The sequence below is a fragment of the Arthrobacter sp. PAMC25284 genome (assembly GCF_019443425.1).
GTDB classification, from domain to species: Bacteria; Actinomycetota; Actinomycetes; order Actinomycetales; family Micrococcaceae; genus Arthrobacter; species Arthrobacter oryzae_A.
Genome location: NZ_CP080382.1, coordinates 3,600,089 through 3,623,491 on the forward strand (window position 1 = coordinate 3,600,089; position 23,403 = coordinate 3,623,491).

General features: G+C 66.0%; 14 protein-coding genes, 2 tRNA genes and 4 pseudogenes. 11 read left to right on the plus strand and 9 right to left on the minus strand.

Annotated elements, in window-relative coordinates:
* Positions 1–28: 28 nt before the first annotated feature.
* Both KY499_RS16640 and KY499_RS16645 read left to right on the plus strand, forming a co-directional pair.
* A pseudogene (locus tag KY499_RS16640) lies at positions 29–2,132 on the plus strand (ATP-dependent DNA helicase UvrD2).
* Positions 2,132–2,740, plus strand: a complete 609-nt coding sequence (locus KY499_RS16645) for a M48 family metallopeptidase (protein ID WP_219885868.1) — start codon at positions 2,132–2,134, stop codon at positions 2,738–2,740. The pseudogene KY499_RS16640 and the gene KY499_RS16645 overlap by 1 nt, the downstream one beginning before the upstream one ends.
* Here the strand turns inward: KY499_RS16645 and KY499_RS16650 are convergent.
* Positions 2,737–4,195, minus strand: a pseudogene (locus tag KY499_RS16650) (zinc-dependent metalloprotease). The gene KY499_RS16645 and the pseudogene KY499_RS16650 overlap by 4 nt on opposite strands.
* Before the next feature lie 233 nt (positions 4,196–4,428).
* Here KY499_RS16650 and KY499_RS16655 point away from each other — a divergent pair.
* The 4 genes and pseudogenes from KY499_RS16655 to KY499_RS16670 all read left to right on the plus strand — a co-directional run bounded on the left by KY499_RS16655 (position 4,429) and on the right by KY499_RS16670 (position 9,234).
* Entirely contained in the window at positions 4,429–5,577 is a 1,149-nt protein-coding gene (locus KY499_RS16655; RefSeq protein ID WP_258190841.1) for a PDZ domain-containing protein, read from the plus strand.
* Positions 5,578–5,737: 160 nt separating this feature from the next.
* A pseudogene (locus KY499_RS16660) lies at positions 5,738–8,735 on the plus strand (UPF0182 family protein).
* A gap of 149 nt (positions 8,736–8,884) precedes the next feature.
* Positions 8,885–8,958, plus strand: a tRNA-Met gene (locus KY499_RS16665).
* 202 nt (positions 8,959–9,160) lie between these two features.
* Positions 9,161–9,234: transfer RNA gene (locus KY499_RS16670), tRNA-Met, on the plus strand.
* A gap of 127 nt (positions 9,235–9,361) precedes the next feature.
* Here KY499_RS16670 and KY499_RS16675 read toward each other — a convergent pair.
* The 3 genes and pseudogenes from KY499_RS16675 to KY499_RS16685 all read right to left on the minus strand — a co-directional run bounded on the left by KY499_RS16675 (position 9,362) and on the right by KY499_RS16685 (position 13,841).
* Positions 9,362–10,796: pseudogene (locus tag KY499_RS16675) on the minus strand (cryptochrome/photolyase family protein).
* Positions 10,797–10,912: 116 nt separating this feature from the next.
* Entirely contained in the window at positions 10,913–11,701 is a 789-nt protein-coding gene (locus tag KY499_RS16680) for a PspA/IM30 family protein (RefSeq protein ID WP_219885870.1), read from the minus strand.
* A 115-nt stretch (positions 11,702–11,816) separates the two neighbouring features.
* The gene (locus KY499_RS16685; RefSeq protein ID WP_219885871.1) at positions 11,817–13,841 is read right to left on the minus strand and encodes a TPM domain-containing protein; all 2,025 of its coding nucleotides are present in this window, start codon (positions 13,839–13,841) and stop codon (positions 11,817–11,819) included.
* A 291-nt stretch (positions 13,842–14,132) separates the two neighbouring features.
* On the opposite strand from KY499_RS16685, the gene KY499_RS16690 reads away from it, so the two are divergent.
* From KY499_RS16690 to KY499_RS16705, 4 genes are all read left to right on the plus strand, one after another.
* Positions 14,133–15,818 (plus strand): S1C family serine protease, encoded by a 1,686-nt coding sequence (locus KY499_RS16690; RefSeq protein WP_219885872.1) that lies wholly within the window; start codon positions 14,133–14,135, stop codon positions 15,816–15,818.
* A gap of 272 nt (positions 15,819–16,090) precedes the next feature.
* Entirely contained in the window at positions 16,091–16,891 is an 801-nt protein-coding gene (locus tag KY499_RS16695; protein WP_123255799.1) for an electron transfer flavoprotein subunit beta/FixA family protein, read from the plus strand.
* An 11-nt stretch (positions 16,892–16,902) separates the two neighbouring features.
* Positions 16,903–17,856: an electron transfer flavoprotein subunit alpha/FixB family protein gene (locus KY499_RS16700; RefSeq protein ID WP_123255787.1), complete on the plus strand. Its 954-nt coding sequence runs from the start codon at positions 16,903–16,905 to the stop codon at positions 17,854–17,856.
* A gap of 4 nt (positions 17,857–17,860) precedes the next feature.
* The gene (locus tag KY499_RS16705) at positions 17,861–18,640 is read left to right on the plus strand and encodes a PIG-L deacetylase family protein (RefSeq protein WP_219885873.1); all 780 of its coding nucleotides are present in this window, start codon (positions 17,861–17,863) and stop codon (positions 18,638–18,640) included.
* A 115-nt stretch (positions 18,641–18,755) separates the two neighbouring features.
* On the opposite strand, the gene KY499_RS16710 is transcribed toward KY499_RS16705, so the two are convergent.
* From KY499_RS16710 to KY499_RS16730, 5 genes are all read right to left on the minus strand, one after another.
* On the minus strand, positions 18,756–19,652 hold the full coding sequence (locus KY499_RS16710; protein ID WP_123255789.1) for an anti-sigma factor domain-containing protein: 897 nt from the start codon (positions 19,650–19,652) through the stop codon (positions 18,756–18,758).
* Between the two features lies 1 nt (position 19,653).
* Entirely contained in the window at positions 19,654–20,259 is a 606-nt protein-coding gene (sigK, locus tag KY499_RS16715; protein ID WP_123255790.1) for an ECF RNA polymerase sigma factor SigK, read from the minus strand.
* 237 nt (positions 20,260–20,496) lie between these two features.
* Entirely contained in the window at positions 20,497–20,964 is a 468-nt protein-coding gene (locus KY499_RS16720) for a tRNA (cytidine(34)-2'-O)-methyltransferase (RefSeq protein ID WP_123256520.1), read from the minus strand.
* 63 nt (positions 20,965–21,027) lie between these two features.
* Positions 21,028–22,020, minus strand: coding sequence for a J domain-containing protein (locus KY499_RS16725; protein WP_219885874.1), 993 nt, complete (start codon positions 22,018–22,020; stop codon positions 21,028–21,030).
* A 122-nt stretch (positions 22,021–22,142) separates the two neighbouring features.
* A complete protein-coding gene (locus KY499_RS16730) occupies positions 22,143–22,556 on the minus strand; it encodes a hypothetical protein (protein ID WP_219885875.1) in 414 nt (137 codons plus the stop codon).
* Positions 22,557–22,646: 90 nt separating this feature from the next.
* On the opposite strand from KY499_RS16730, the gene KY499_RS16735 reads away from it, so the two are divergent.
* Complete coding sequence (locus tag KY499_RS16735) at positions 22,647–23,372, plus strand: metalloregulator ArsR/SmtB family transcription factor (protein WP_219885876.1); 726 nt, start codon at positions 22,647–22,649, stop codon at positions 23,370–23,372.
* The last annotated feature ends 31 nt before the right edge of the window (positions 23,373–23,403 follow it).

Consider the following 23,403-nt stretch of genomic DNA (forward strand, 5'->3'; position numbering starts at 1 on the left):
CGGCGGAGCGGCGGTCGACAACCGTTCCCTGGAGGAACGGATCCTCGGTGGCCTTGACGCCGAACAACGTGAAGTGGCGAGTACCCTGCACGGTCCGGTGTGTGTGCTGGCCGGGGCAGGCACCGGCAAGACCCGTGCCATCACGCACCGCATCGCATACGGCGTGCAGTCGGGGGTGTACAGCCCGCAGCGGCTCCTCGCCGTCACCTTCACCGCCCGGGCAGCGGCGGAAATGCGCAGCCGGTTACGGGACTTGGGCGTCGGCAACGTTCAGGCCCGGACTTTCCACGCTGCGGCGCTGCGCCAGCTGCAGTTCTTCTGGCCGCAGGCAATCGGCGGTGCCCTGCCCAACCTGCTGGACCACAAGGCGCAGCTGATTGCCGAAGCTGCGCGCCGTCTCCGGCTCAGTACCGACCGTGCGTCGATCCGGGACCTTGCCTCGGAGATCGAGTGGGCGAAAGTCTCCATGCTGACGCCCGCCAACTACCTTGAAAACGCCCAGGAGCGTGGCAGCCCTGGCGGTTTCGACCTGACCGCCGTCGCACGGGTCTTTCAGTCCTATGAAGACGTCAAGACGGACCGGAACCTGATCGATTTCGAGGACGTGCTGCTGATCACCGTGGGCATCCTGCAGGAAGACCCGAAGGTGGCCGCGACCGTGCGCGAGCAATACCGGCACTTCGTTGTGGATGAGTACCAGGACGTCTCGCCGCTGCAGCAGCGACTCCTGGAGCTGTGGCTGGGCGGCCGCGACGATTTGTGTGTCGTTGGCGACGCCAGCCAGACCATTTACTCGTTCACCGGCGCCTCGCCCAAACACCTGCTCGGCTTCAAGGGCATCTATCCCGAGGCCCGGGTGATCAAACTGATCCGCGACTACCGCTCCACCCCGCAGGTGGTCCGGCTGGCCAATGAGCTGCTGTCCGGCCGCCGCAGCGGCGGCCCCGCAGCCGACGCCGCCTGGGCCACGCCCCTGCAACTGGTCGCTCAGCGGCCGGCCGGCCCCGCGCCGCAGTTCACCGAATGCTCCGATGACGAGGCCGAAGCCGCCACCGTGGTGGCCCGGGTCCGCGAACTGCTCGACGCCGGCACGATGGCCAGCCAGATCGCGGTGCTGTTCCGCACCAACGGGCAGTCCGAAGCCTACGAACAGGCGCTGGCTTCCGCCGGCATCGGCTACCAGTTGCGCGGCGGCGAGCGGTTCTTTGCCCGCAAGGAGGTCCGCGACGCGATCCTCCAGCTCCGCTCCGCCACGCGGGCTGTCGCGGAAACCGCAGCGCCGGAACCACTGGGGCAACTGGTCCGGGACATCGTGACCTCCCTGGGCTACAGCGACTCCGCGCCGCACAGCGGCGGCGCCCTCCGGGAACGCTGGGAATCGCTGGCCGCCCTCGTGGCGCTCGCGGACGAGCTTGCGGCCAGCCGGGGCCCGGAATTCAGCCTCTCGGACTTCGTCAACGAACTCCAGGAGAGGTCGCTGGCCCAGCATGCACCCACGGTCCAGGGTGTGACACTGGCGTCGCTGCACGCCGCGAAGGGCCTGGAATGGGACGCAGTGTTCCTTGTGGGGCTCAGCGAAGGGCTCATGCCGATTTCCTTCGCGGATACGCCCGAGGCCGTGGATGAGGAACGCCGCCTGCTGTACGTGGGGATTACCCGGGCCCCGGGAACATCTTTTCTGTTCGTGGTCCACCGCGAGGACTCCGGGTGGCCGCGCCAACCGTAAACCATCACGCTTCCTCGATGGGCTTCGGCCGGATTCTGTCGCCAGCTCGTCATTGCGGGGCAAGGGCCCGGCACCGCGCCGGAAGGCAGCCGTGCCGGCATCCTGCCGGGTCTGCGGGACCATGCTCTCGTCCGGGGCCGAACGCAAGGTCGGGCGCTGCAACCAGTGCCCGCCCAGCTACGAAGAACAAACATTCAACGCGTTGCGGCAGTGGCGCAAGGAGATCGCCCTCGCCGCCGAGGTCCCTGCCTTTGTTGTTTTCACCGATGCGACGCTGACGGCAATTGCCGAGGCCCGGCCGGCGTCAATGGAGGAACTGGCCGGTCTCGCCGGAGTAGGGCCGTCAAAGCTTGAAAAATATGGTGAAGAGGTTTTGGCGGTTCTCAGCGAAAACACGGGTCTTTGATGGCTGGCCGCGCGGGCACCGGCGCAGCGCCGGCAGCCATACCGCTGACAACGCCTGACGGCGCCCCTGTGGAAGTACGCCGCTCGGCAAGACGCCGCAGGACGGTGGCCGCGTTCTGGGAAAACGGAACCGCGGTAGTGGCCATCCCTGCGTCGTTCACCCGGGCCCAGGAGCACGAATGGGTGCACCGGATGCTGGAGAAACTCCGGCTTCAGGGCGCCCGTGGAAGCCGGGGAGAAGGCCGCCGGCCACGCAACGACGAGGCCCTCGCGAGCCACGCAGCCGAACTTTCGGCCAAGTACCTTGGCGGCCGGGCCGTACCGTCGTCGGTCCGCTGGGTCAGCAACCAGAACTCGCGCTGGGGCTCGGCGACACCGTCGGAGGGGACCATCCGGCTGTCCGACAAGCTGCAGCCGATGCCACAGTGGGTGATCGACTACGTACTGCTCCACGAACTGTCGCATCTCCTGGTCGCCGGGCACGACGCCGCCTTCTGGCGGCTTCTGCAGGCCTACCCGGAGACTGAACGAGCCAAGGCCTTTCTTGAAGGGGTTTCCTTCGCTACCTCGCGAGGCATGGCTCCGGACTGCGCCGAGCCCGCTACCTAGGCTTTCGGGCCGTCGCCTTCCGGTCCGCCATTGGCCTCTGTGTCCGCGTCATCGCCGGGTCCCCGGCCCTCCTCGGCTTCTGCGCTGGATTCCCCCTGCGGGGCAGGTTCGTCGAAGCCGCCGCTGAGGAGCTTTTGCAGGGCGTCGTCGACTTCGGTATCGCTGGCCTCGGCCAGTTGCCGGCGCGCGCTGAACCCGGCCGGATCGTCGAGGTCCTCCGCGGTTGGCATCAGATCCGGGTGCTGCCAAATGGCGTCCCTGCCCTCGATACCGCGTTCATTCTTCAAGGTCGCCCACAATACGGCTGCCTCCCGTAGCCGGCGCGGCCGCAGCTCCAGTCCGACGAGGGACGCGAACGCCTGCTCGGCCGGGCCTCCGGTGGCACGCCGGCGCCGGACGGTCTCCCGCAGGGCTGCCGCCGAAGGCAGCAACTTTTCCGTGGCGGCAGCGGTGAGTTCGTCCACCCAGCCCTCCACGAGGGCGAGGGCGGTTTCGAGCTTTTCGAGCGCCTGATCCTGGGCGGGTGTGCGCTGCGGCATAAAGACGCCTTGGGACAACGCCTCCTGGATGCCTTCAGGATTACTGGGATCCAGGTCCCTCGCGAGTTCCTCGATCCGGGACGTGTCGATGTGGATTCCCCGGGCGTAGGCCTCAATAGCGCCAAGAAGATGTCCCCGCAGCCACGGGACCTGGACGAACAGCCGGGCATGGGCTGCTTCGCGGACAGCCAGAAAAAGCCGGATGTCGTTGTCCGGGAGGCTGAGGCCGTCGCCGAATTTCGCGACGTTGGCCGGCAGCAGCGCCATTTCCAGATCAGCCAACGGCAGGCCGATATCCGTTGAGCCGACCACATCGGCGGACAGGGCGCCAATTGCCTGCCCCAACTGCATCCCGAAAATGGCGCCGCCCATGTTCTGGATCATCGAGGAGGCACCGCCCATCATGGACTTCATTTCCTCCGGCATCTGCTCGGTCATCGCCTCGGACAACGCATTCGCGATGCTGTTGGCGACTGGTTCCGTCAGCCGCTTCCACGTACCCAGAGTTTCTTCAACCCACTCGGCACGGGACCAGGCGCGGCCGATCAATCCGGTGGCGGGGAGGACTGTGACCGGGTCAAGCCATAGCTCAGCAAGCCTTAGCGCTTCATCGACTTCGCGGGACTGCTGGCTCGTGACGGAGGGATCGGAGCCCTCCGCGGCCACCCGGCGGGCATTTTCGTGCGCCAGCTGCCAATTGACGGGGCCCCTCCGAGGAAGCACTCATCATGGCCTGGACCTGCGAAAACATCTGGGCCAGGAGGTTGGGATCATTGGGGAGACCAGCAGCCTTGGCGAGCTCGGCGGGATCGATACTTCCCATCCCCTGCCCGCCCATGAGGTTTTTCAGCATTTCTGCCAGCGGATCCCGGGGCTCATCGTCGCCGTTGGACGGAGTGAGTGGGTTGGAGGTCATGGTCCCGCCGATCGTCGGTATGGCTTCTTCTCAACTTCACGGTACCTTGCAGCAAGTCTGGCTGTCTGCCGAAACCCCGTTTAGTTCGCTGTAGGCAAAGAGTGCTTCCGGCAGCTGAGCACGTAGGGTGGAAGCTGGAATATATGCAGGCGGCGTCCTCGGTCGAGGGCACCGCCCCAGTGCGTGAATCCGGGCCCGGAGGGCCCGCCGCGCCGCCACGGAGAGGTCCTGAATTGACGATTACCGAGGGTGGGCAGCCCGCCAGCGACCCGGCAGGCGGGCCGGTCCGGGGCCGGCGGGGCGGCCGGACAGGAGCCTGGACGGGCCGGAAACCGGACAACCGGAGCGCAGCGATGCTGGTGTCGGGCCTTCTCGCCATGGCACTGGGTGTCACCGCGGTGAGCCTCCCGGTTCCATACGTAATCGAGTCCCCCGGACCGACCTTTAACACGCTCGGCGAGGACCAGGGCGAACCGGTCATCACCGTGACCGGGACCGAATCGTTCCCCGCCAAGGGAAGCCTGGACCTCACCACGGTCTACGTGGACGGCGGACCCAATGGCCCGGTCAGCGTCTTTGCCGCATTCTCGGCATGGCTCAACGGCAGCAAAGCGGTCTACCCCGAGGAACTGATCTTCCCGAGGGGCGTGACGAAAGAGCAGTCGCAACAGGAGAGTTCGACGGCGATGGTCACCTCACAGGAGAACGCGGTCGCGGCAGCCCTGAAAGAACTCAACATTCCCTTCGAGCAGCGGATGGAGATCGCCAGCCTCGCGGACGGCTCCGCCGCGGACGGCCAGCTTCAGGCCGGCGACGTGCTCCTCTCCATCAACGACAAGCCGATCACGGCGCTCGCCGTCGTCCAGGCGGAACTGGCCGCGGGGAACGGAGCACCGGTCACGGTCGTGGTGGACCGGTCGGGCAGCCGGATTTCGGCGACCATCACGCCATCGGTGAGTCCCTCCGGCCGATTCATTCTCGGGGTGATCCTGCAGTACAACTTCACGTTCCCCTTCGATGTCAGGATCTCCCTTGATGAGGTCGGCGGCCCGAGCGCCGGGATGATGTTCGCGCTGGGGATTATCGACACGATCACGCCGGGGGAGCTGACCGGCGGAACGCATGTCGCCGGGACCGGCACCATCAGCCCCGATGGCAGCGTCGGGCCGATCGGCGGGATCAGCCAGAAGATGCACGGCGCACGCTCCGCCGGGGCCTCCCTCTTCCTGGCTCCGGCGGCCAACTGCGGCGACGTCGTCGGCCACATCCCGGACGGCCTCCAGGTCGTCAAGGTTGAGAATTTGGCCGGTGCCCGGAAGGCCGTTGAGCTGGCCGCGTCGGGTTCCGACACTTCCGGTCTTCCCGCCTGCACCAGCGGCTAGACTGGCGGCGGAACTAAGCAATACCGCCACTCGTGCCACTATTACCAGCCAATTGCAGTGACGGCGATAGAATGCAGCAACATCTGAATACCCGCACCGAACCAACGCGTTGACCGATCACTAAACCAGTATTTGACAACACAGCTATGAGGTACCGAGTTTGTCCCGTCCCGCCAGCACCGTCCCGTCCGGAAGACCCCCGACACGAAGAGGCGCCCTGACGCCGACGTTGATAGTCGTCGCCGCGATAGTCATCGGCTTCATTTTCTTCGCCAATGTTTGGACCGATATCCTCTGGTACCAGCAGTTGGGTTTCTTCGAAGTGTTCCTCACGGAGAACCTGGCGCGGATTGCGATCTTCTTTACCGGCTTCGCGCTGATGTTCACCCCGATGTTTTTCGCGATCCGGATTGCTTACCATTCCCGTCCTGTGTATGCCCCGGATTCGGAAATACGCGACAACCTGAACCGGTACCAGGCTCAACTCGAACCAGTACGCCGCGTGGTCATGGTGGGCCTGCCGGTGCTGTTCGGCCTGTTTGCGGGCAGCGCCGCGTCCAGCCAGTGGCAGAAGGTGCTCCTGTTCCTGAACCAGGTACCGTTCGGCAAGACTGACCCCGAGTTCGGCCTCGACATCAGCTTCTACCTGATGACGTTGCCGTTCGTTGGATTCGTCACGGGCTTCCTCATCAGCGTTGCCGTCTTCGCGGGGATTGCCGGCGTCCTGACGCACTACCTGTACGGAAGCGTCCGAATCATGGAGCGGGGCATTTTCACGAGCCGCGCCGCCCAGATCCATCTTGCCGTCACCGGCGCCGCGTTCGTCCTGCTGCTTGGCATCAATTTCTGGATGGACCGTTACGCCGCGGTGCAGAACACCAGCGGACGCTGGGCCGGTGCGTTGTACACGGATGTCAACGCCGTCATCCCCACGAAGTCCATTCTTGCCGTCGCCGCGGTACTGGTCGCGGTGCTGTTCGTCGTCGCTGCAGTCATCGGCAAGTGGCGGTTGCCCATGATTGGTACCGCCATGTTGGTGATCACCTCGATCCTCGCCGGCGGCGTTTACCCGTGGGTCATCCAGCAGTTCCAGGTCCGGCCCTCGGAGCAGACCTTGGAACGGGAGTTCATCGAACGAAACATCATGCTCACCCGCGCTGCCTACGGTCTGGATAAAGTCGAGGAGAAGCGGTACAACGCCACCACGACTGCGACCTCCGGCGCGCTGGCCCCCGGACGCTCAAACCACGGAAAATATCCGTCTGCTGGATCCCAACCTGATCTCCGATGCGTTCTCACAGCTGGAACAGTTCCGGCCGTATTACCAATTCCCGGGAACCCTGAACGTTGACCGGTACGAGGTCGACGGCAAAATCCAGGACACGGTCATCGCGGTACGCGAACTTAATCCCCGGGGCTTGAGCAGCAACCAGCAGTCGTGGCTGAACCAGCACATTGTCTACACCCACGGGTATGGCATCGTGGCGGCCAAGGGCAACAAGTTCACCGTGGATGGCAAACCGGACTTCCTTCAGGCCGGTATTCCAACGGCGGGCGTGCTCGGCAGCGAGGAAACATTCGAGCCGCGGATCTACTTCGGCGAAAATTCACCGGAGTACTCCATCGTCGGCGGGCCCGTTGGTGCGCCGCCGCGTGAGCAGGACCGTCCGGCGTCCAAGGACGGCGGCGGCGAGACCCAGTACACGTTTACCGGTGACGGCGGTCCGAATGTCGGCAGCTTCTTCAACAAGATCCTGTACGCGATCAAGTTCCAGTCCTCGGATCTGCTCCTTTCCGACGGAGTCAATGCCCAGTCCCAGATCCTTTACGACCGCGATCCGCGGGACCGGGTGCGGAAGGTCGCGCCCTACCTGACGGTGGACGGCAATGCCTATCCCGCCGTCGTGGACGGCCGGGTGAAGTGGATTGTGGACGGGTACACCACGAGCCAGTTCTATCCGTATTCCCAGCAGGAACAGCTCTCGAGTGCTACCGCGGACTCGCAGACGACCGCTGGCCGGACCCCGGCGCTGCCGAACAGCTCGGTGAACTACATCCGCAACTCGGTCAAGGCCACCGTGGATGCCTATGACGGTTCCGTGACGCTGTACGCATGGGATGACCAGGACCCGATCCTGAAATCATGGCAAAACGTGTTCCCGGCGTCGTTGAAGCCGTATTCGGAGATGTCCGGTGATGTGATGAGCCACGTGCGCTACCCCGAGGATCTCTTCAAGGTCCAGCGCGAACTCCTGGGCCGTTACCACGTCACCAACCCGGACCGGTTCTACACGAATGAAGAAGCCTGGAGCGTACCGAACGACCCGACAGTCCAGACTGATGTCAATCAGCCGCCGTTCTATATGTCCCTGAAGATGCCGGGCCAGGAAGATCCTTCGTTCCAGCTCACGTCGTCCTTCATTCCGCAGATCGTTAACGGCAACGCCCGCAACGTGATGTACGGGTTCCTGGCAGCGGATTCCGATGCCGGCAACCAGAAGGGTGTGAAGGCGGAGAGCTATGGCCAGCTCCGGCTCCTGAATATCCCGCCGGAGACCCAGGTGCCCGGCCCCGGCCAGGCGCAGAACAAGTTCAACTCCGACCCGACGGTCTCCCAGGCCCTCAACCTGCTGCGCCAGGGCGCCTCGGCGGTCCTCAACGGCAACCTGCTGACACTGCCGGTGGGCGGCGGCATGCTCTACGTCCAGCCCGTGTACCTGAAGTCCACCGGCGAGACGTCCTACCCGACGCTGCAGCGCGTCCTGGTTGCCTTCGGTGACAAGATCGGGTTCGCCCCGACTCTGGATGAAGCCCTGAACCAGCTGTTCGGCGGCGACTCCGGTGCTGCGGCGGGCGATTCGGCCAACAAGGGGCAAACGCCGACGACACCCGACGGCACTCCGGCTACCCCCGGTACCCCGGGCGTTACCGACGCCAAGGCTGCGCTGAAGGCGGCGCTCGACGAAGCCAACGCCGCTATTAAGGCAGGCCAGGAAGCCCTCGCCAAGGGTGACTTCGCCGCCTACGGCGTCGAGCAGCGGAAGCTTGCCTCGGCGCTGCAGAAGGCGCTCGACGCCGAAGCCAGGGTCGTCGTGCCGGCACCGGCCACGCCGGCTCCGTCGCCGGAAGCCACTCCGTCGCCGGAAGCCAGCAACTGACGATACGTAGCTGAACGCAACAGAAGGCCGGGCCAGCGCCCTTGGGGCGCTGACCCGGCCTTCTGCATAGCCGGCGGCGGCTGCGAGATGCACATCACGTCCCCGGAATTATGCCTCAGGTTACCGGGCAGGTAGAGTTGATCTTGCGACGCGGGGTGGAGCAGTTCGGTAGCTCGCTGGGCTCATAACCCAGAGGTCACAGGTTCAAATCCTGTCCCCGCAACTGAAGAAATGGCCCGGAATGCTGGAAACAGTGTTCCGGGCTTTTTCGTTTAAGCCCTGCCGCTCACCCCGAAAGTGAGTTGTTCGGACGCAGCGCGTCCGCGCCCGGGGAGGGTGGCGGTTCCACCACCATCAGGCCGGCCGGCGTCCCGGGGACAGTTGGTCGGGGCCACCGGAAAACTAGGGTAGGCTTGATCTTGCGACGCGGGGTGGAGCAGTTCGGTAGCTCGCTGGGCTCATAACCCAGAGGTCGCAGGTTCAAATCCTGCCCCCGCAACTGAAGAATAACAGTAAGGCCCGGATCGGTTGATCCGGGCCTTACTTGTTGCTTGGCAGTACGCCCCGGTCCGGCCTCAGGGCGTGTCTTAGGCAATGCCGCGGCCCGGAGCACCAACGCGCAGGTGTCAGCTGTCCTTGAGCCGCTGGTAGGCCTCCAGCGCCCGGGCCCGCGACTCAGGCAGCCCGACGATCGGTTCCGGGTAGTCCGTCCCGGGCCCGCCCGAGGCGCCGGCCTTCCAAGGCTCATGGATCGCTTTGGCCTCCAGAGCGGAGAGCTCGGGCAGGTAGTGCCGGAGGTACTTGCCGCCGGCGTCGAATTTCCTGCTCTGGGTGACCGGGTTGAAGATGCGGAAATACGGCGATGCATCGGCGCCGGACCCGGCAACCCACTGCCAGTTGGCCGGGTTGCTGGCGGCATCTGCGTCCACGAGGGTGTCCCAGAACCAGGCTTCGCCGAGCCGCCAGTCGGTCATCAGGTTTTTCACGAGGAAGGATGCCGCGGCCATCCGCACCCGGTTGTGCATCCAGCCCGTCTGCCAGAGCTGACGCATGCCGGCGTCGACCAGCGGGTAGCCGGTCTCACCCTGCTGCCAGGCATGCAGTTCGGCGGCCGAGGGCGTTTCCCACGGGAAGCGGTCAAACTCCGGGCGGTAGTTCTGGATGGCGAGCGAAGGGTTCTCGTAGAGCAACTGCCAGCAGAATTCCCGCCAGCCGAGCTGGGACCGGAAGACTCCGAGGTCGGCTGGCTCGCCGTGTGGAAAGTGGTCCCGGATCGTGTGCCAGATGCGGAACGGGCTGATCTCGCCGAACCGCAGGTACGGTGAGAGCCTGCTGGTGCCTTCCACCCCGGGCAGGTCCCTGCCGGTGGCGTAGTCCGCTGAAGGGCCCTCCAGAAAGTCCTCGAGCAGGCTGTGGGCGCCGGCTTCACCCGGAGTCCAGGTCCGGGCCAGTCCAGCGCTCCAGTCCGGCCGGCGGGGGAGGAGCCCCCAGCTCTCCAGCGAATCGCCGGCCGGCGGTGCCCCGGCGGCCGACAGCGCGGTGGCCGGCAGCTTTCCGGGGGCCTCGAGTGGACGGCGTGGTTCCGTCCCGGCCAGGCAGGGCCCGCCAGAACGGCGTAAAGACCTTGTAGGGGCCTCCGGCGCCGGTGCGGATCGTCCAGGGCTCAAACATCAGGTTGGCCTGGAAGCTTTCGGCATTAAGGCCGTGCTCGGTGGCCCAGCTCTGGACGTCGGCATCGACGGTACGTTCGGGTTCCCCGTAGCGGCGGTTCCACAGCAGCGACGAGGCGGAAGTCTCCCGGGTAAGCTCCTGGATGATCCCGGCGGCGGAGCCGCGCCGCAGCAGCAGGCGGGAACCGGCCGCATCCAGCGCGGCGTCGAGCCGCGACAGGGAGTGATGAAGCCACCATTTCACGGCACCGCCGAGGGGACGTATGCCCTCGGATTCTTCGTCAAGGACGTAGACGACGGTGAGGGGATTTCCGAGCGCCGCTGCTTTGGTCATCGCCGGGTTGTCATCCAGGCGGAGGTCGTCGCGGAGCCAGACGAGAGTCGAAGACATGGGCCAACGCTACACGCCGGAAACGGCGGAGGCCGCGCCGCGGATCCTGTGACTGGCTGACAGGGGTCACCGCGGCGCGGTCTCCGGGTCCGGCGGCAGGCGCCTTGTCCGGGGGGTCAGAGGCGGTCGAAGTCGGATTCTTCGACGACGGAGCCGGCAGGCTTGCCGTTGCCGGTGCCGATGGCGGCAGCGGATCCGCCGGACTTGAGCGCCGCGAGCCGGGCTTCAATCTCGGTCTGCTCGCCGAGGTCCTCGAGTGAGTTGAACTGGGCATCGAGGCTGGACTCGGCAAGCTCCTGCTGGCCGCGGACCTTGGCTTCCTCGCGGCGGATCTTCTCTTCGAAACGCCCGACTTCGCTCGTGGGATCCATGATGTTAATGCTCTTGAGAGCGTCGTGAACCTGGGTCTGCGCAGCGGCAGTCTTGGAACGGGCCACAAGTTCGTTGCGCTTGCTCGTGAGTTCGTTGAGTTTGCCCTTCATCTGGTCCAGGCCATGCTTGAGCCTGTCCACGACCTCGACCTGGGAGGCGATGCTCGGCGCCGATGCCTTAGCCTCGCTCTCCGAGCCCATTTGGCGCTGCAGGGCCACCTTGGCGAGGTTGTCAAACTTCTCAGCGTCGACGATGTCACCCTTGGCCCGGTACTCGTCGGCCTTGCGCGACGCTGCGAGGGCCTTCGTGCCCCAATCCTGGGCGTTCTTCAAATCCTCGTTGTAGTCATCCTGCAGCATGCGCAGATTGCCGATGGTCTGGGCCACGGCGGACTCGGCCTCGGCAATGTTGTTTGTGTAGTCACGGACCATTTGGTCCAGCATCTTCTGTGGATTCTCGGCCTGATCCAGCAGGGAGTTGATGTTGGCTTTCGCCAGCTGCGCCATGCGGCCAAAGATGGACTGCTTAACCATGTTGTTGCCTTTCGTCCTGCTCAGATATTCGCACTGAAATCAGTGAACCGATGATGAACCCTCTGTGTCCGCCCGCAGTGCACGTCAGCGGGCAGCAAATCTGTTTGGCCGGCTGCTAGAAGTCGCCGCCGCCGCCAAAGTCCCCGCCCCAGCCGCCGCCTGAGTCGCCGCCGCCCCAGCCGCCGGAGTCTCCGCCGCCGCCCCAGCCGCCGCCGCCGTGTCCGCCGTGAAGGATGGAGTTGATCAGGATCCCGCCGAGGATGGCGCCGCCCATGCCGCCGCCCCTGCCGCCGAACATTCCGCCCTGGCCGTAGCCCTGGTTGGCGTAGCCGCCGAACTGGTCAACGTCGGCCTGGGCCTGCTGGGCGGCCTGTGCTGCCAGCGCGTGGGCCTGCTGGGCATACTGCAATGCGGTAACGGGATCGGTGCGGGAAATGGAAAGCGCGTAATCCAGATTCCGCTGGGCTTCGGCGAGCCGGGTGCGCGCCTCAGTGCGCACGCCGCCCCGGCGTGCCGTGATGTAGTCGGACGTCGCGCTGATCTGTGCCTGGGCCGACATGATGCTCTGCTGCAGCGAGGCCTGCGCCCGGCGGCTTTGCTCCTCATGGTCCCGGATCCCGGCGAGGGCCGAATCGAGCGACTGGTGCGCCGTCTCGACCCGCTCCAGCGTAGCCACCGGGTCGATCTTGCCGGACTGGATCTCAGTCTTGACCTGCGCCAGGGCAGCTTCCACAGCAGCGACGGGACCGGCCAGTTGGGGATGCGCACCGGACTGGAACATGGCCCGAGCCTGGGCCAGATCCTGGGCGGTGTCGACAACGGCGGTCTCGAGTCCGCTGCGTGCGCCATCCAGCGTTCCGGCGACCTTCATGATGGCGCCGAGGAGCACGGTCGTCTGGTGCAAGCTCTCCTCCGCGGCCCGGACGGCTACCGCGGCGAGGCTGCCTTCGCCGGCGCTGAGCTTTTCCTGGGCTGTCGCGGAGGCGTTTTGCACAAATGCCAGCCGCTCTTTGGCCTGGCCGATGTTGTCCGACACCTGCGCGAGGGCGCTCGCGGCATACTTGGCGCGCAAGTCGTTCAGGGACTGTTCCGCACGGTAAATCTTCGCCTGGGCTTCGTCCGCCCCCGCGCTGACGGCGGCAAGCGCCTGGGGGGCATTCTTCTCCAGCTCCCGGAGCGAGTCGAAGTCCGCCTTTTGCTCCTGGAGGGAGCCCAGGGCGGCCTCGGACCGGCGGATGATTTCGCCGAGCCAGGTCCGCTGCTGCTCCTCCGTGTCCGGGATGTGGTCGTCAAGCTGTTGCTGCAGCTTGAAGGACTCGGACATGTGGGCCTTGGCTTCCTGCAGGGCTTTGGTGAAGTTGCCGACGGCGGAGTCACCGTATTGTGCCTGGGCAAAGCCGAGTTCCTGCTCGCTGGACTTGATGGCATCATCCGCCTCGATCAGCAACGAGCCGCCCTTGCGGCGCAGTTCTTCGACGCTCAGCCCGGCCAGCGGATCCAGTCCGGCGCCCTGGCCGTCGGCCGCCGCGACCGAAGCCTGGAGCGCCTTCTTCCGGCGGCTACGGAAATACATGTACGCCCCGGCTCCGGCTGCAGCGACGCCCGCCCCGACCAGCACGGCGCTGCCGGCGCCGGCGTCGGACGGGAGGTTTCCGCTGCCGCCGCCGGCGGCGTCACCGATTGCTGCCGCCGTGTCGATGGCAGCCTGGGCGTAGTCGCCGCTGCGCAGTTGCGGATCGACGGCATTCTTGACGATGTTGTCCCGCTGGGCCTCGGTGATCTTGCTGTTGGATGGTTTGCTCAGTTGATACTGGCGGGTCTCCGTGGCGACGCTCAGCAGCATCGCGTTCGCGCCGAGACTGGCTTTGTTGGCCACGGCAGTCGCCCAGGCCACACGTTCCGTCGGGTTCTCGAATTTTTTCACGAACACGACGTGCAGAGTCATCGCGTGTTCCGCGCCGAGGTTCGTGATTGCCGCTTCAACCTCAGAAGTTCTGCCGCCGAGAACTCCCGCCGAGTCCACAACCTTTGTGACCGGATCCAGGGTGACGGGATCCTCAGCAAGCGCAGGAGCCGCAGGCAGTACCAGCAGTCCCGCGACGCCCAGAACCGCGAGGAGACGTTTGAACATAGACCGCATGCGCAACCCTTCAGCACTTCTTCAGCCGGTTCGGCCGAACCGGCAATCACATACGCAACAGCGCCCAACGCACGTGTGAAGCCGCAGGTTGCTGTGGCAGTTCCCTTTGATTCTATGGTGCCCACGAATGAGCGTCCACCGACGGGAATATGCCACCAGCGAAACACGCTGATGCAATCAGGCACCTCAGCCCCGCCTTCTTACCAGCCGCTCAGGAACCTCCCAGCAAATGTCCGCTCTAGTATCAGCCGGAGCGTCCATAGTTAATGACAGACGAGGAAAGGAAGTCCTATGACTGAGAACCCAGTGGAGGGTGCATCGCCGCACGACCGGGAGCCGCGGAAGCCGCACGACGGCTCCTCCGGGCCGGCCGGGGACTCGGCGCCGGACCGCGAGAACCCGACGCTTCCGCTCGACCGCCCCGAGGCCGGAACACCGCGCCCGGTCTATCCGCAGCACAAGCCGTCCTACGGCCAGCACACCGCTTCCGAAGATCGCCAGTACACGACGCCGGAAGTACAGCGGCCGGAAACACCGAAGCTGGAAGCACGCCAAGACCCCGCGCCCGACACCCGGCAGTCCGGCACTCCGGCCGACGCGGCCGGGCAGTCCGGGCCGCAGGCCCACACTCACGCGCAATCCACAGATGCGCGCTGGTACGGCGGCGGAGAGACCCCGTCCGGGCAGTCCACGTTCGGTTCCGCGGTGGGCAATCAGCAGCCGTCCGGGTCACCCTACGCCGGGTACGCCAACGACCCGGCCTATGCCCCCAAGCGCAAGGCCGCCTTTGGTGTCCCGACTCTGGTGGCCAGCATCCTCGCTGCCGGTCTGATCGGTGGCGCCGTCGTTGCCGGCGGCAACGCGCTGCTGGGCAACGGACCGACGGCCACCGTCGGCGCCACCAGCAGCCAGGCTGGCCCGGTGATCGTAAACAACATGGACGATGTCAACGCCATCACCGCAGCCGCCGTCAAGGCAACTCCGAGTGTGGTGACGATCAAGGCGTCCAGCGGCAGCGACGGCGGCACCGGGTCCGGGATCATCCTCGACGCCGAGGGCCACGTCCTCACCAACACACACGTCGTGACCCTTGACGGCACGGTCGCGAACGCTGCCATCGAGGTCCGCACGAGTGACGGGAAGGTCTACAGCGCCAAGATTGTTGGCACGGATCCGCTTTCAGACCTCGCCGTTGTGAAGATGGAAAATGCCTCCGGGCTGATCCCCGCGACACTGGGCGACTCCGGCAAAATGAACGTGGGGGACACCGCCGTCGCCATTGGCTCCCCGCTCGGACTCACCGGCACGGTGACGGATGGCATCGTTTCGACGTTGAACCGGACCATCAGCGTCGCATCCTCGGCAGCCCCCAAGAACCCGGCCGATAACTCCCAGGGTGGCGACCAGGGCTTCCAATTCGCCCCTCCAGGGGGCGGGCAGAGCCAGAACACCGCAAACCAGGGTTCCATCTCCATTAACGTCATCCAGACCGACGCGGCGATCAACCCGGGTAATTCCGGCGGGGCATTGGTGAACATCAAGGGCGAAGTCATCGGCGTTAACGTCGCGATCGCATCTGCCGGCGGAGATTCCAGCAGCACCGGCAATATCGGCGTGGGGTTCAGTATTCCGATCAACAACGCCAAGCGTATTGCGCAGGAAATCATCAGCAACGGCAAGGCAACGCACGGGCAGTTTGGCGTGAGCGTCAAGGCCAAATCAGCCAGCAGCTCCGGCTCCGGGTTCTCGGTAGGAGCGGAAGTCGCGACGGTTGAATCGGGCTCCGCCGCGGACAAAGCCGGTGTCAAGGTGGGCGATGTCGTGACCAAGTTCCAGAACCTCGTGATCAATGATCCCAACCAGCTGACCGCCGCGGTCCGGGAGCAGCCGGCGGGAGCGACGGTCAGGGTAACAGTCCTGCGCGGTGGCCAACTCAAGGAACTCGACGTGACCCTCGGCGCGGCAGCCGAGCAGTAGGCCTCAGCAGCCCCTCCGGCGCGCGGACGGCACCCGCGGGCGCCGTCCGCGCGCCGTTCCGTCCGGGCGTTCGGACGGCGTTCCGCCGGCAGGGCGCTGCCCGCGGGGCCGGCATCGTCCCCGGTCTGACACGGGCGTTAACCGAGGCGGCGCCGGGGAGCCGGTTTGTGGTTAGCTAGGACCAGCCCGGCACCCCGGGCGTCCGTGGCCATGACCCGCCAGGCTGGCCGTTCCCCGCATGGAAGGCTGCTGTCATCACAGTGGAAGAGACATTGAAGATCATCGTGCTGGTCAAGCACGTCCCGGATGCGCAGTTTGATCGCCACATCACCGGTGTCGGGAACACCACGGAGCGTTCCGAAAGTATCCTGTCCGAGCTGGACGAGTATGCGCTGGAGGCTGCGCTGCAGCTGATCGAAGCGCGCGGCGGCGAGGCTGCCGGCAACAAGGTTATCGCCCTGAGCATGGGACCTGCCGGGGCTGTCAACGCGGTGAAAAAGTCGCTGCAGATCGGCGCCACGGAAGGGGTCCACCTGACCGACGACGCGCTGGCCGGCTCGGACGCAGCCGCGACCTCGCTCGCGCTGGCCGCCGCCATCCGGTACCTCAACGCGGAGGCCCCGGCGGACCTGATCCTGACCGGCATGGCGTCCACCGACGGTGAAACCTCCCTCGTCCCGGCCCAGCTGGCAGAACGCTTGGGCTTTCCGCAGGTCACCTTCGCTGCGTCGCTGGAGCTCAACGGAGGCACCCTCACGGCCCGCCGCGACGGAGATTCCCACACCGACACCATTGAGGCGCCGCTGCCCGCCGTCGTATCCGTCACCGACCAGATCAACGATCCCCGGTACCCGAACTTCAAAGGCATCATGGCGGCCAAAAAGAAGACGATCACGACGCTGACCCTTGCCGACATCGGCGTGGACCCTGCCCAGGTCGGCCTCTCCGGGTCCTGGACCGTCGTCGACACGGCTGAAGCCCGCCCGCCGCGCACCGCCGGCACCATCATCACCGACGAGGGCGACGCCGGCATCCAGCTGGTTGACTTCCTGGCCGCCCAGAAGCTGCTCTAAGGGGACTACGCATGGCAAAAGTACTGGTATTTCTCGACAACCCCGGCGCCGTACTGAAGAAGTCCAGCCTGGAGCTGCTCACCATAGCGCGTTCGCTCGGCGAGGCTACCGTGGCGGTTAACGGTGAGCTGCACGGCGACGCCCAAGCATCCCTGGCCAGCTACGGCGCCCAGGGTCTGTACCGGCCCTCCGCCGGCAGCCTGGACGACTACCTTGTCGGCCCTAAAGCGGCATTTCTTGCCGCGGCCGCCGCGGCATCGGAAGCATCCGTGATCCTGACGGAAAACTCATCCGAGGGCAAGGAGATTGCCGCCCGGCTGGGCATCCGGCTTGGCGCCGGCGTCATCACCGACGTCGTGGCGGTGGACCCGGATGGGACCGCACACAAATCCGTGCTCGCCGGTTCCTACGTCACCACGGCACGGGCGACGACGCCGGTGGCCGTACTGACGGTCAAATCCAACAGCATCACCCCGGAGCCTGCCGTGACCGCCACGGCGCCGGCGACGATCATGGTCGACCTTCCTGCCGACGCCACGGCGGCGTCAGCCAGGGTCACCGCCCGCAGCGAAAAAGCTGCCAGCGGCCGGCCGGACCTGGCCGACGCGCGGATTGTCGTGGCAGGCGGACGTGGCGTGGACGGAAACTTCGGCCCGGTCGAGGAACTTGCCGATCTGCTGGGCGCAGCCGTCGGAGCCTCCCGGGCCGCCACCGATGCTGGCTGGATCGGCCACGATGCGCAGATCGGACAAACCGGGAAGACCGTATCGCCGCAGCTTTACATCTCCGCCGGCATCTCCGGCGCCATCCAGCAGAAAGCCGGGATGCAGACTGCAAAGGTGATCGTGGCGGTTAACAAGGACGCTGAATCTCCGGTCTTCGAGATCGCCGATTTCGGCATTGTCGGGGACCTCTTCCAGGTCCTGCCGCAGGCGGCCGAAGAAATCAAGAAACGCCGGGGCTGATCCCATGAGCATTGGCGCCGGCCGGCCGCAGAGCCCGTTTGATCCGGAAACGTCCCGGATTGAACGGGTCCTCTGCTTCACGGCGCACCCCGACGACATTGATTTTGGAGCTGCGGGCACCATCGCGGCCTGGACCGCCGCCGGCGTGCAGGTCAGCTACTGCATCATGACCGACGGCGACGCCGGCGGCTTCGATCCGGGGCAGCGCGATGAAATCGCGCTGCTGCGGATCGCCGAGCAGAAACGTGCCGCCGCCCTCGTTGGTGTCACGGACATCCACTATCTGCACCAGCGTGACGGCTACCTTGAGGCCTCGCATGAGGTGATCCGCGAGGTGGTGCGGCTGATCCGCGGGCTGCGGCCCGACATCGTGGTCTCCATGCACCCCGAACGCAACTGGAACCGGATCCAGAAGAGCCACCCGGACCACCTCGCCGTGGGGGAGGCCGTGACCCGGGCCGTATATCCGGCGCTGGAGAACCCGTTCGCGTACCCGGAACTCGCCGATGCCGGCCTGGCCGCCTACAAACTGCCGTGGCTATGGCTCTTCGCCGGACCGGACGAGCGCGAGAACCACTTCGTCGACGTCACCGACCATATCGACAGCAAGCTCGAAGCGATCCACATCCATGTCAGCCAGCATCCCGACGTGGACGCCATGGAGCGCACCGTGCGGGGTCTCATGCTGAAGACTGGACGCCGGGCAGGGCTTCCCGCCGGCCGCAGCGCCGAGGCTTTCCACGTGGTGGCGGTCAACGGGCCCGCAACGATCGCCGGATTTTAACGCCCGCGAAGCCGCGCAGGCCGCGGAACCCCACCCGGCAGGGAAGGGAACCGGCGGCCTGCGCGGCTTCTGAAGTTAATTTTTGGGTCGGCGCCCTTCGGCGCCGACCCGGGCGTCAGACCCCGAGCGGTGCCGCGGCGACGGTCGGCAGCGTCGGTGAGGCCGAGCCGCCCGCAGGTTCCACGGTAATCCCCAGAGCCGCGGCCGAACCGATGCCCTGGACAACGGCAGGTTTGGACAGCGCTTCGGCGTCCATCAGGCCCTGCGACACGGGTGCCGTACCGTCCTTGGGGATCAGCCACATTTGATAGACCTTGCCGGCGGGAGGCGCCGGGACGTCGTTCATCTCGACGACGGCAGCGTCCCTGGAAGCAGAGATGGACACGGTGGCGGTGCCGCCGCCGATGACCTGGACCGTGGCCTTGCGGATGTCAGCTGCCGCCATCACCTGGTTGAACGGATCGTTTTGGTTAGCCACGAAGGCGCCGACTCCCACTCCGCCCACGGCGATAATGGCAGCGGCAGCAATGCCGACCAGCCAGCTCCGCACGCCCTGGGGACGGCGCCGTTCCTCACGGCGCTGGCGGGCAGCACCGAGTTCGTCCCCGGCCGCAGGCTCCTGCAGACTCCGGTCGGGCTCAGCGTCACTGGGCGGCAGCGCAGGCACCGCGGAGAGCATTCCGGGGGCAGCGCCGTCACGTCCGGTCTCTGAGGGCGCCGGCAGCGAGGCCATGATCCGTTCCAGGAGCCCCGCAGGAGGTTCTTCCTCCACCATGAAGCCGGTGGCCAGGGCTTCCCCGGTCTGGCGGACGCGTTCAGCGAAGGCCAAGCGTTCGGCCGGCGGCGCCGCATCGAGGTGGGCCTCAATGGCGTCCCGTTCGGCGTCGTCGACGGCATTGAGGGCATAGATTTCGGCAAGGTCAACGAGCCGGCCCGAGGCGAGGTCCGTCGCGATATCAAGAGCGAAGGGGCCCGGGACCCGAGCGTTGTCCTGTGGATTTGTGTCAGTCATCTCAGTTCACCCCCAAGCAGGTCTTGAGTCGTATTAAGCCGTCGCGGATGCGGGACTTGATGGTGGGAACAGCCGCGTTCAACTTCTCGGCAACTTCCCGGTAGGTGAGGCCGCCGTAGTAGGCGAGCCGCACTGATTCCTGTTGTGTGTCCGTCAGCGTGCCAAGACATCTCACAACCGCCTCGGCTTCGAGCCGGCTGGAGACCTCGTCGGAGACGGAATCATGGTCGATCTCCTGGCTGCTGGCGCCATATTTGGCCTCGCGGTCCGTGGAGGACTGGGAGGACCGCACTTTGTCCACGGCCCTGCGGTGCGAAATCGTCATGAGCCAGGCGAGCGGGGTGCCCGCTTCAGGATTGAATTTTGATGCGTTCTGCCAGACCTGGAGGAAAACCTCCTGCGTTGTGTCCTCGCTGAGCTCCGCGTCGATGAGTACGCGCCGCGCCATGCCAAAAACCCGTCGTGAGGTGAGTCCGTAGAACTCCGCAAACGCGGCCTGGTCGCCGTGAGCGATCTGGGCCAGCAGGCTGCCGAGTCTTCGGTTGACGTCGGCTGAGGTACCCGGGGCAGCGGTGGCCCCGGGGTTGGGAGCATTGGGAGTTTCCATCACTTCCAAGCATATGCTCCCTGCCACCGATCCACGGGCAGGACGGGAGGAACACAAGACTTGATTGCCCAATGTTGGCCATCCTGGGCGTCTGTGCGCCTGAAGTGTTGTCACTTTCGGCTCCTCGCTCCTTTTGCCGCTCGTGTCCCGCCGGCCCGAACCGGCCTGCAAAAGTAATTCGCGGCAGCAGCGTGGCCGGATGGGCGGACGCCGGGCAAACTTCGGCGGGCTGCCGCGCTAGAGCTTCGCGCCGGTAAACCCGTTCTGCCGCCAGGCCTCATAAACCGCTATCGACGCGGCATTGGCGAGGTTCAGTGAGCGCAGGGACGGCAGCATCGGCAACCGGACGCGGGACGTCACGTGGGAATCGTGTTTCAGTTCCTCGGGCAGGCCCTCCGATTCGCAGCCGAACAGCAGCACATCGCCGGGAAGATAGCTGATGTCCGTGTACGAAGCTTCGCCGTCGGAAGTGAAAGCGAAAACGCGCTCCGGGTTCAGTGCCTCCCAGGCCGCGTCGATGTCCGGATGGACCGTTACGACGGCGAGGTCGTGATAGTCCAGTCCGGCACGTCGGAGTTTGGCGTCGGAGAAATCGAAACCCAAGGGCTCCACCAAGTGCAATTCGGCGCCGGTGATGGCGGCCAGGCGGATAGCGTTGCCGGTGTTGCCGGGGATTTCGGGGGCGTGGAAGAGGATGCGGAACACGCTCCCATCCTAGCGAGCCGGCGGCATCCGGTCCGCCACCGGGCAACGCGGGATCCGGCGCCGCTAGTGCATTCCGCGCAGGAGCCGGGCGACGACGGGAACGATGACCGTGTTGGGGGCGGGGCCGGAGCTCAGAAACTGCTTGAGCCCGCGCACCATCCCGGCGGCATTAAGAACCCGGATGGTGTCCTGGCTTCCGACCCGTCCGCTGCCTGAGCGCCGGTGATCGTCGATGACCGGCTGGTGAAGGTTGCCGTCCGTGCTGTGGATCACAGTCCAGCCCGTGACGTTGAGCTCCGGAAAGATGTCCTGCATCCGGCGCACGCTGCTCGCCAGCTGCGGCGGGGCAATGGAGCGCCCGCCGTGGGTCAGGGTGCTGCCGTTCCAGGCGTACGCTCCCGGCGGCAGGAGCATCGACCCAATGAGCGCCAACCGGTAGCCGGACAACAGTGCATGGTCGATGTGGCTGTTGTCCGCCGGTGATTGCAGTCCGTTGATCAGCCGGGCGGCGGGAATCGCCGGCAGGATTTGCCGGCTGATCAGTTGCACTGTCCGCAATTCGCGCTGGATTCGGGCCTCGGCTCCGAAAATGCCGCGCTTCCGGGGCATGCCGTGGACCTGCTGCCGGGCCAGCCCCGCCGGAATTAACGGCACCTCGCCGCTGCGCGTGACGTCCTCGAAGGACGGCACATAAACGGGCGCGTCGGCTGCCGTGTTCCGGGGCGTATTGGGACGGCGGACATGGGCGGAGGCATGGCTGCCGGCCGCCGGGGCATCGAAACGGGCGCCCTCGTCGTCGGCGGATTCGCCGGAGCTGGGGGCACGCGCGCCGCGGCCGGCGGACGCCGTGCCGTAGGAACGGTCGTAGTCGGCGCGGCGCTTGGCATCGATCAGGGTCTCGTAAGCGAGCGTCACCCGCCGGAAGGCGGCCGGATCGCCGCCGTGATCCGGGTGCGCCTTCCGGGCAGCCTTGCGGTAGGCCACCTTGATTTCCTTCTCTGTCGCCGTCACGGGGATCCTGAGGACCTGGTAGTGAGAGCCGTTGCCCTGGGTCAAGCAAAAATCCTTAAGTCGATGCTGCCGGTCTGTACCGGTCGGTCCGGTCAGTTTAACCGTCTGCCAGGACCAACGACCGTGCCTGCGCCGATGGTTCCGCCGGCGTCTGGGCGGCGCCGGGGTCAGCGCTCCCGCCGCGGGGACAGCCTGTTAAGGGCCAGAGCCCCGACCAATAGCCCGAAGTCACGCAGCGCGACGTCGTAAAAACCGCCAAGCACAAGAAGGTTAATGATGATGCCCAGCAGCCAGGCAGCCACCACGATCGAACCGAACCGGGGCCGGAATGCGACGGCGAGGCCCGCCAGGATCTCCACGGCACCCACAACATACATGATGCTCTGGGCCGGCAGCGGCACCAGCGACGTGATTGCCGGGGCGAGGTAGACGGTCCAGTCGGTGAGCAGGTTGGTGAACTTGTCCAGCCCGAAAATGATGGGTGCCACGGTGAAGACGGTCCGCAACAGCAGGAAGGCCTGGTGTTGCTGGAGTGCGGACGGCGCGTGTGCTGGTGCGGTGACGCTGGCTGGGGATTTCATGGTCGGCTCCTTCTAAAAGATGGTCCTCTAATTTTAGAAGCGCTTGAGACATTAAGCAATGGATCTTGTTTTTAGAGTTACGATGAATCTATGAACACACTTCCCTGGCGCCGCCGGGTCGCGGCCATTGCGTCCCTGGGGGATGAAAACCGCCGGAAGCTATTTGACTTCGTCCGCTCGGCCGGGGACGCCGTGAGCCGGGACGACGCCGCCCGAGCCGTTGGCCTGGCCAGAAGCACGGCGTCCTTCCATCTGGACCGGCTGGTCCATGACGGGGTGCTCTTGGTCGAGTTCCGAAAGCTGGGCGGCCGGGACGGGCCGGGTTCGGGCCGGCCGGCCAAGCTCTATCGGGCGGCCGTTCGTGAGGTGGGGGCCTCCGTCCCGGACCGGAACTACGATTTGGCCGCTGACCTGCTGGTCTCCGCCGTTGAAGCGTCAATGGCGGAGGGCGGGTCTGCCCGTGAGGTGCTGCTCCGGACCGCATACGCCCGGGGGTACGAGGCCGGCCGGACCCGGGCTGACGCGGCCGGTCCGGCCGCGGGCGCCGGTTTCGCAGAGCTGCTTGCAGCGGAAGGCTACCGGCCAGAGGATGACGGCGCCGGCGGCCTGCTCCTGCTGAACTGTCCCTTCGACCGCATCGCCTCCGGCCATGCCGGGGTGGTGTGTGCCATGAACGGCGCCTTTCTGGGCGGGGCCGCCGCAGGCTGCGGCATCGCACGCGAACGGGTGGAGGCGCTGGACATCGAGGATTTCAAAGCGCAGGGAGCCGCGCAGCAGGGACAATGCTGTGCCCGGATCAGACCGCCCGGAGCCTGACCCGGCCATGTCTGCCGGCGGACAGGAGACT

Excerpts from the sequence above, each read along its gene's own strand:
- KY499_RS16645 (WP_219885868.1), top strand. The coding sequence starts at position 2,132 with ATGGCTGGCCGCGCGGGCACCGGCGCAGCGCCGGCAGCCATACCGCTG.
- KY499_RS16680 (WP_219885870.1), bottom strand. The coding sequence starts at position 11,701 with ATGGTTAAGCAGTCCATCTTTGGCCGCATGGCGCAGCTGGCGAAAGCC.
- KY499_RS16685 (WP_219885871.1), bottom strand. The coding sequence starts at position 13,841 with ATGCGGTCTATGTTCAAACGTCTCCTCGCGGTTCTGGGCGTCGCGGGA.
- KY499_RS16690 (WP_219885872.1), top strand. The coding sequence starts at position 14,133 with ATGACTGAGAACCCAGTGGAGGGTGCATCGCCGCACGACCGGGAGCCG.
- KY499_RS16700 (WP_123255787.1), top strand. The coding sequence starts at position 16,903 with ATGGCAAAAGTACTGGTATTTCTCGACAACCCCGGCGCCGTACTGAAG.
- KY499_RS16705 (WP_219885873.1), top strand. The coding sequence starts at position 17,861 with ATGAGCATTGGCGCCGGCCGGCCGCAGAGCCCGTTTGATCCGGAAACG.
- KY499_RS16710 (WP_123255789.1), bottom strand. The coding sequence starts at position 19,652 with ATGACTGACACAAATCCACAGGACAACGCTCGGGTCCCGGGCCCCTTC.
- sigK (WP_123255790.1), bottom strand. The coding sequence starts at position 20,259 with ATGGAAACTCCCAATGCTCCCAACCCCGGGGCCACCGCTGCCCCGGGT.
- KY499_RS16730 (WP_219885875.1), bottom strand. The coding sequence starts at position 22,556 with ATGAAATCCCCAGCCAGCGTCACCGCACCAGCACACGCGCCGTCCGCA.
- KY499_RS16735 (WP_219885876.1), top strand. The coding sequence starts at position 22,647 with ATGAACACACTTCCCTGGCGCCGCCGGGTCGCGGCCATTGCGTCCCTG.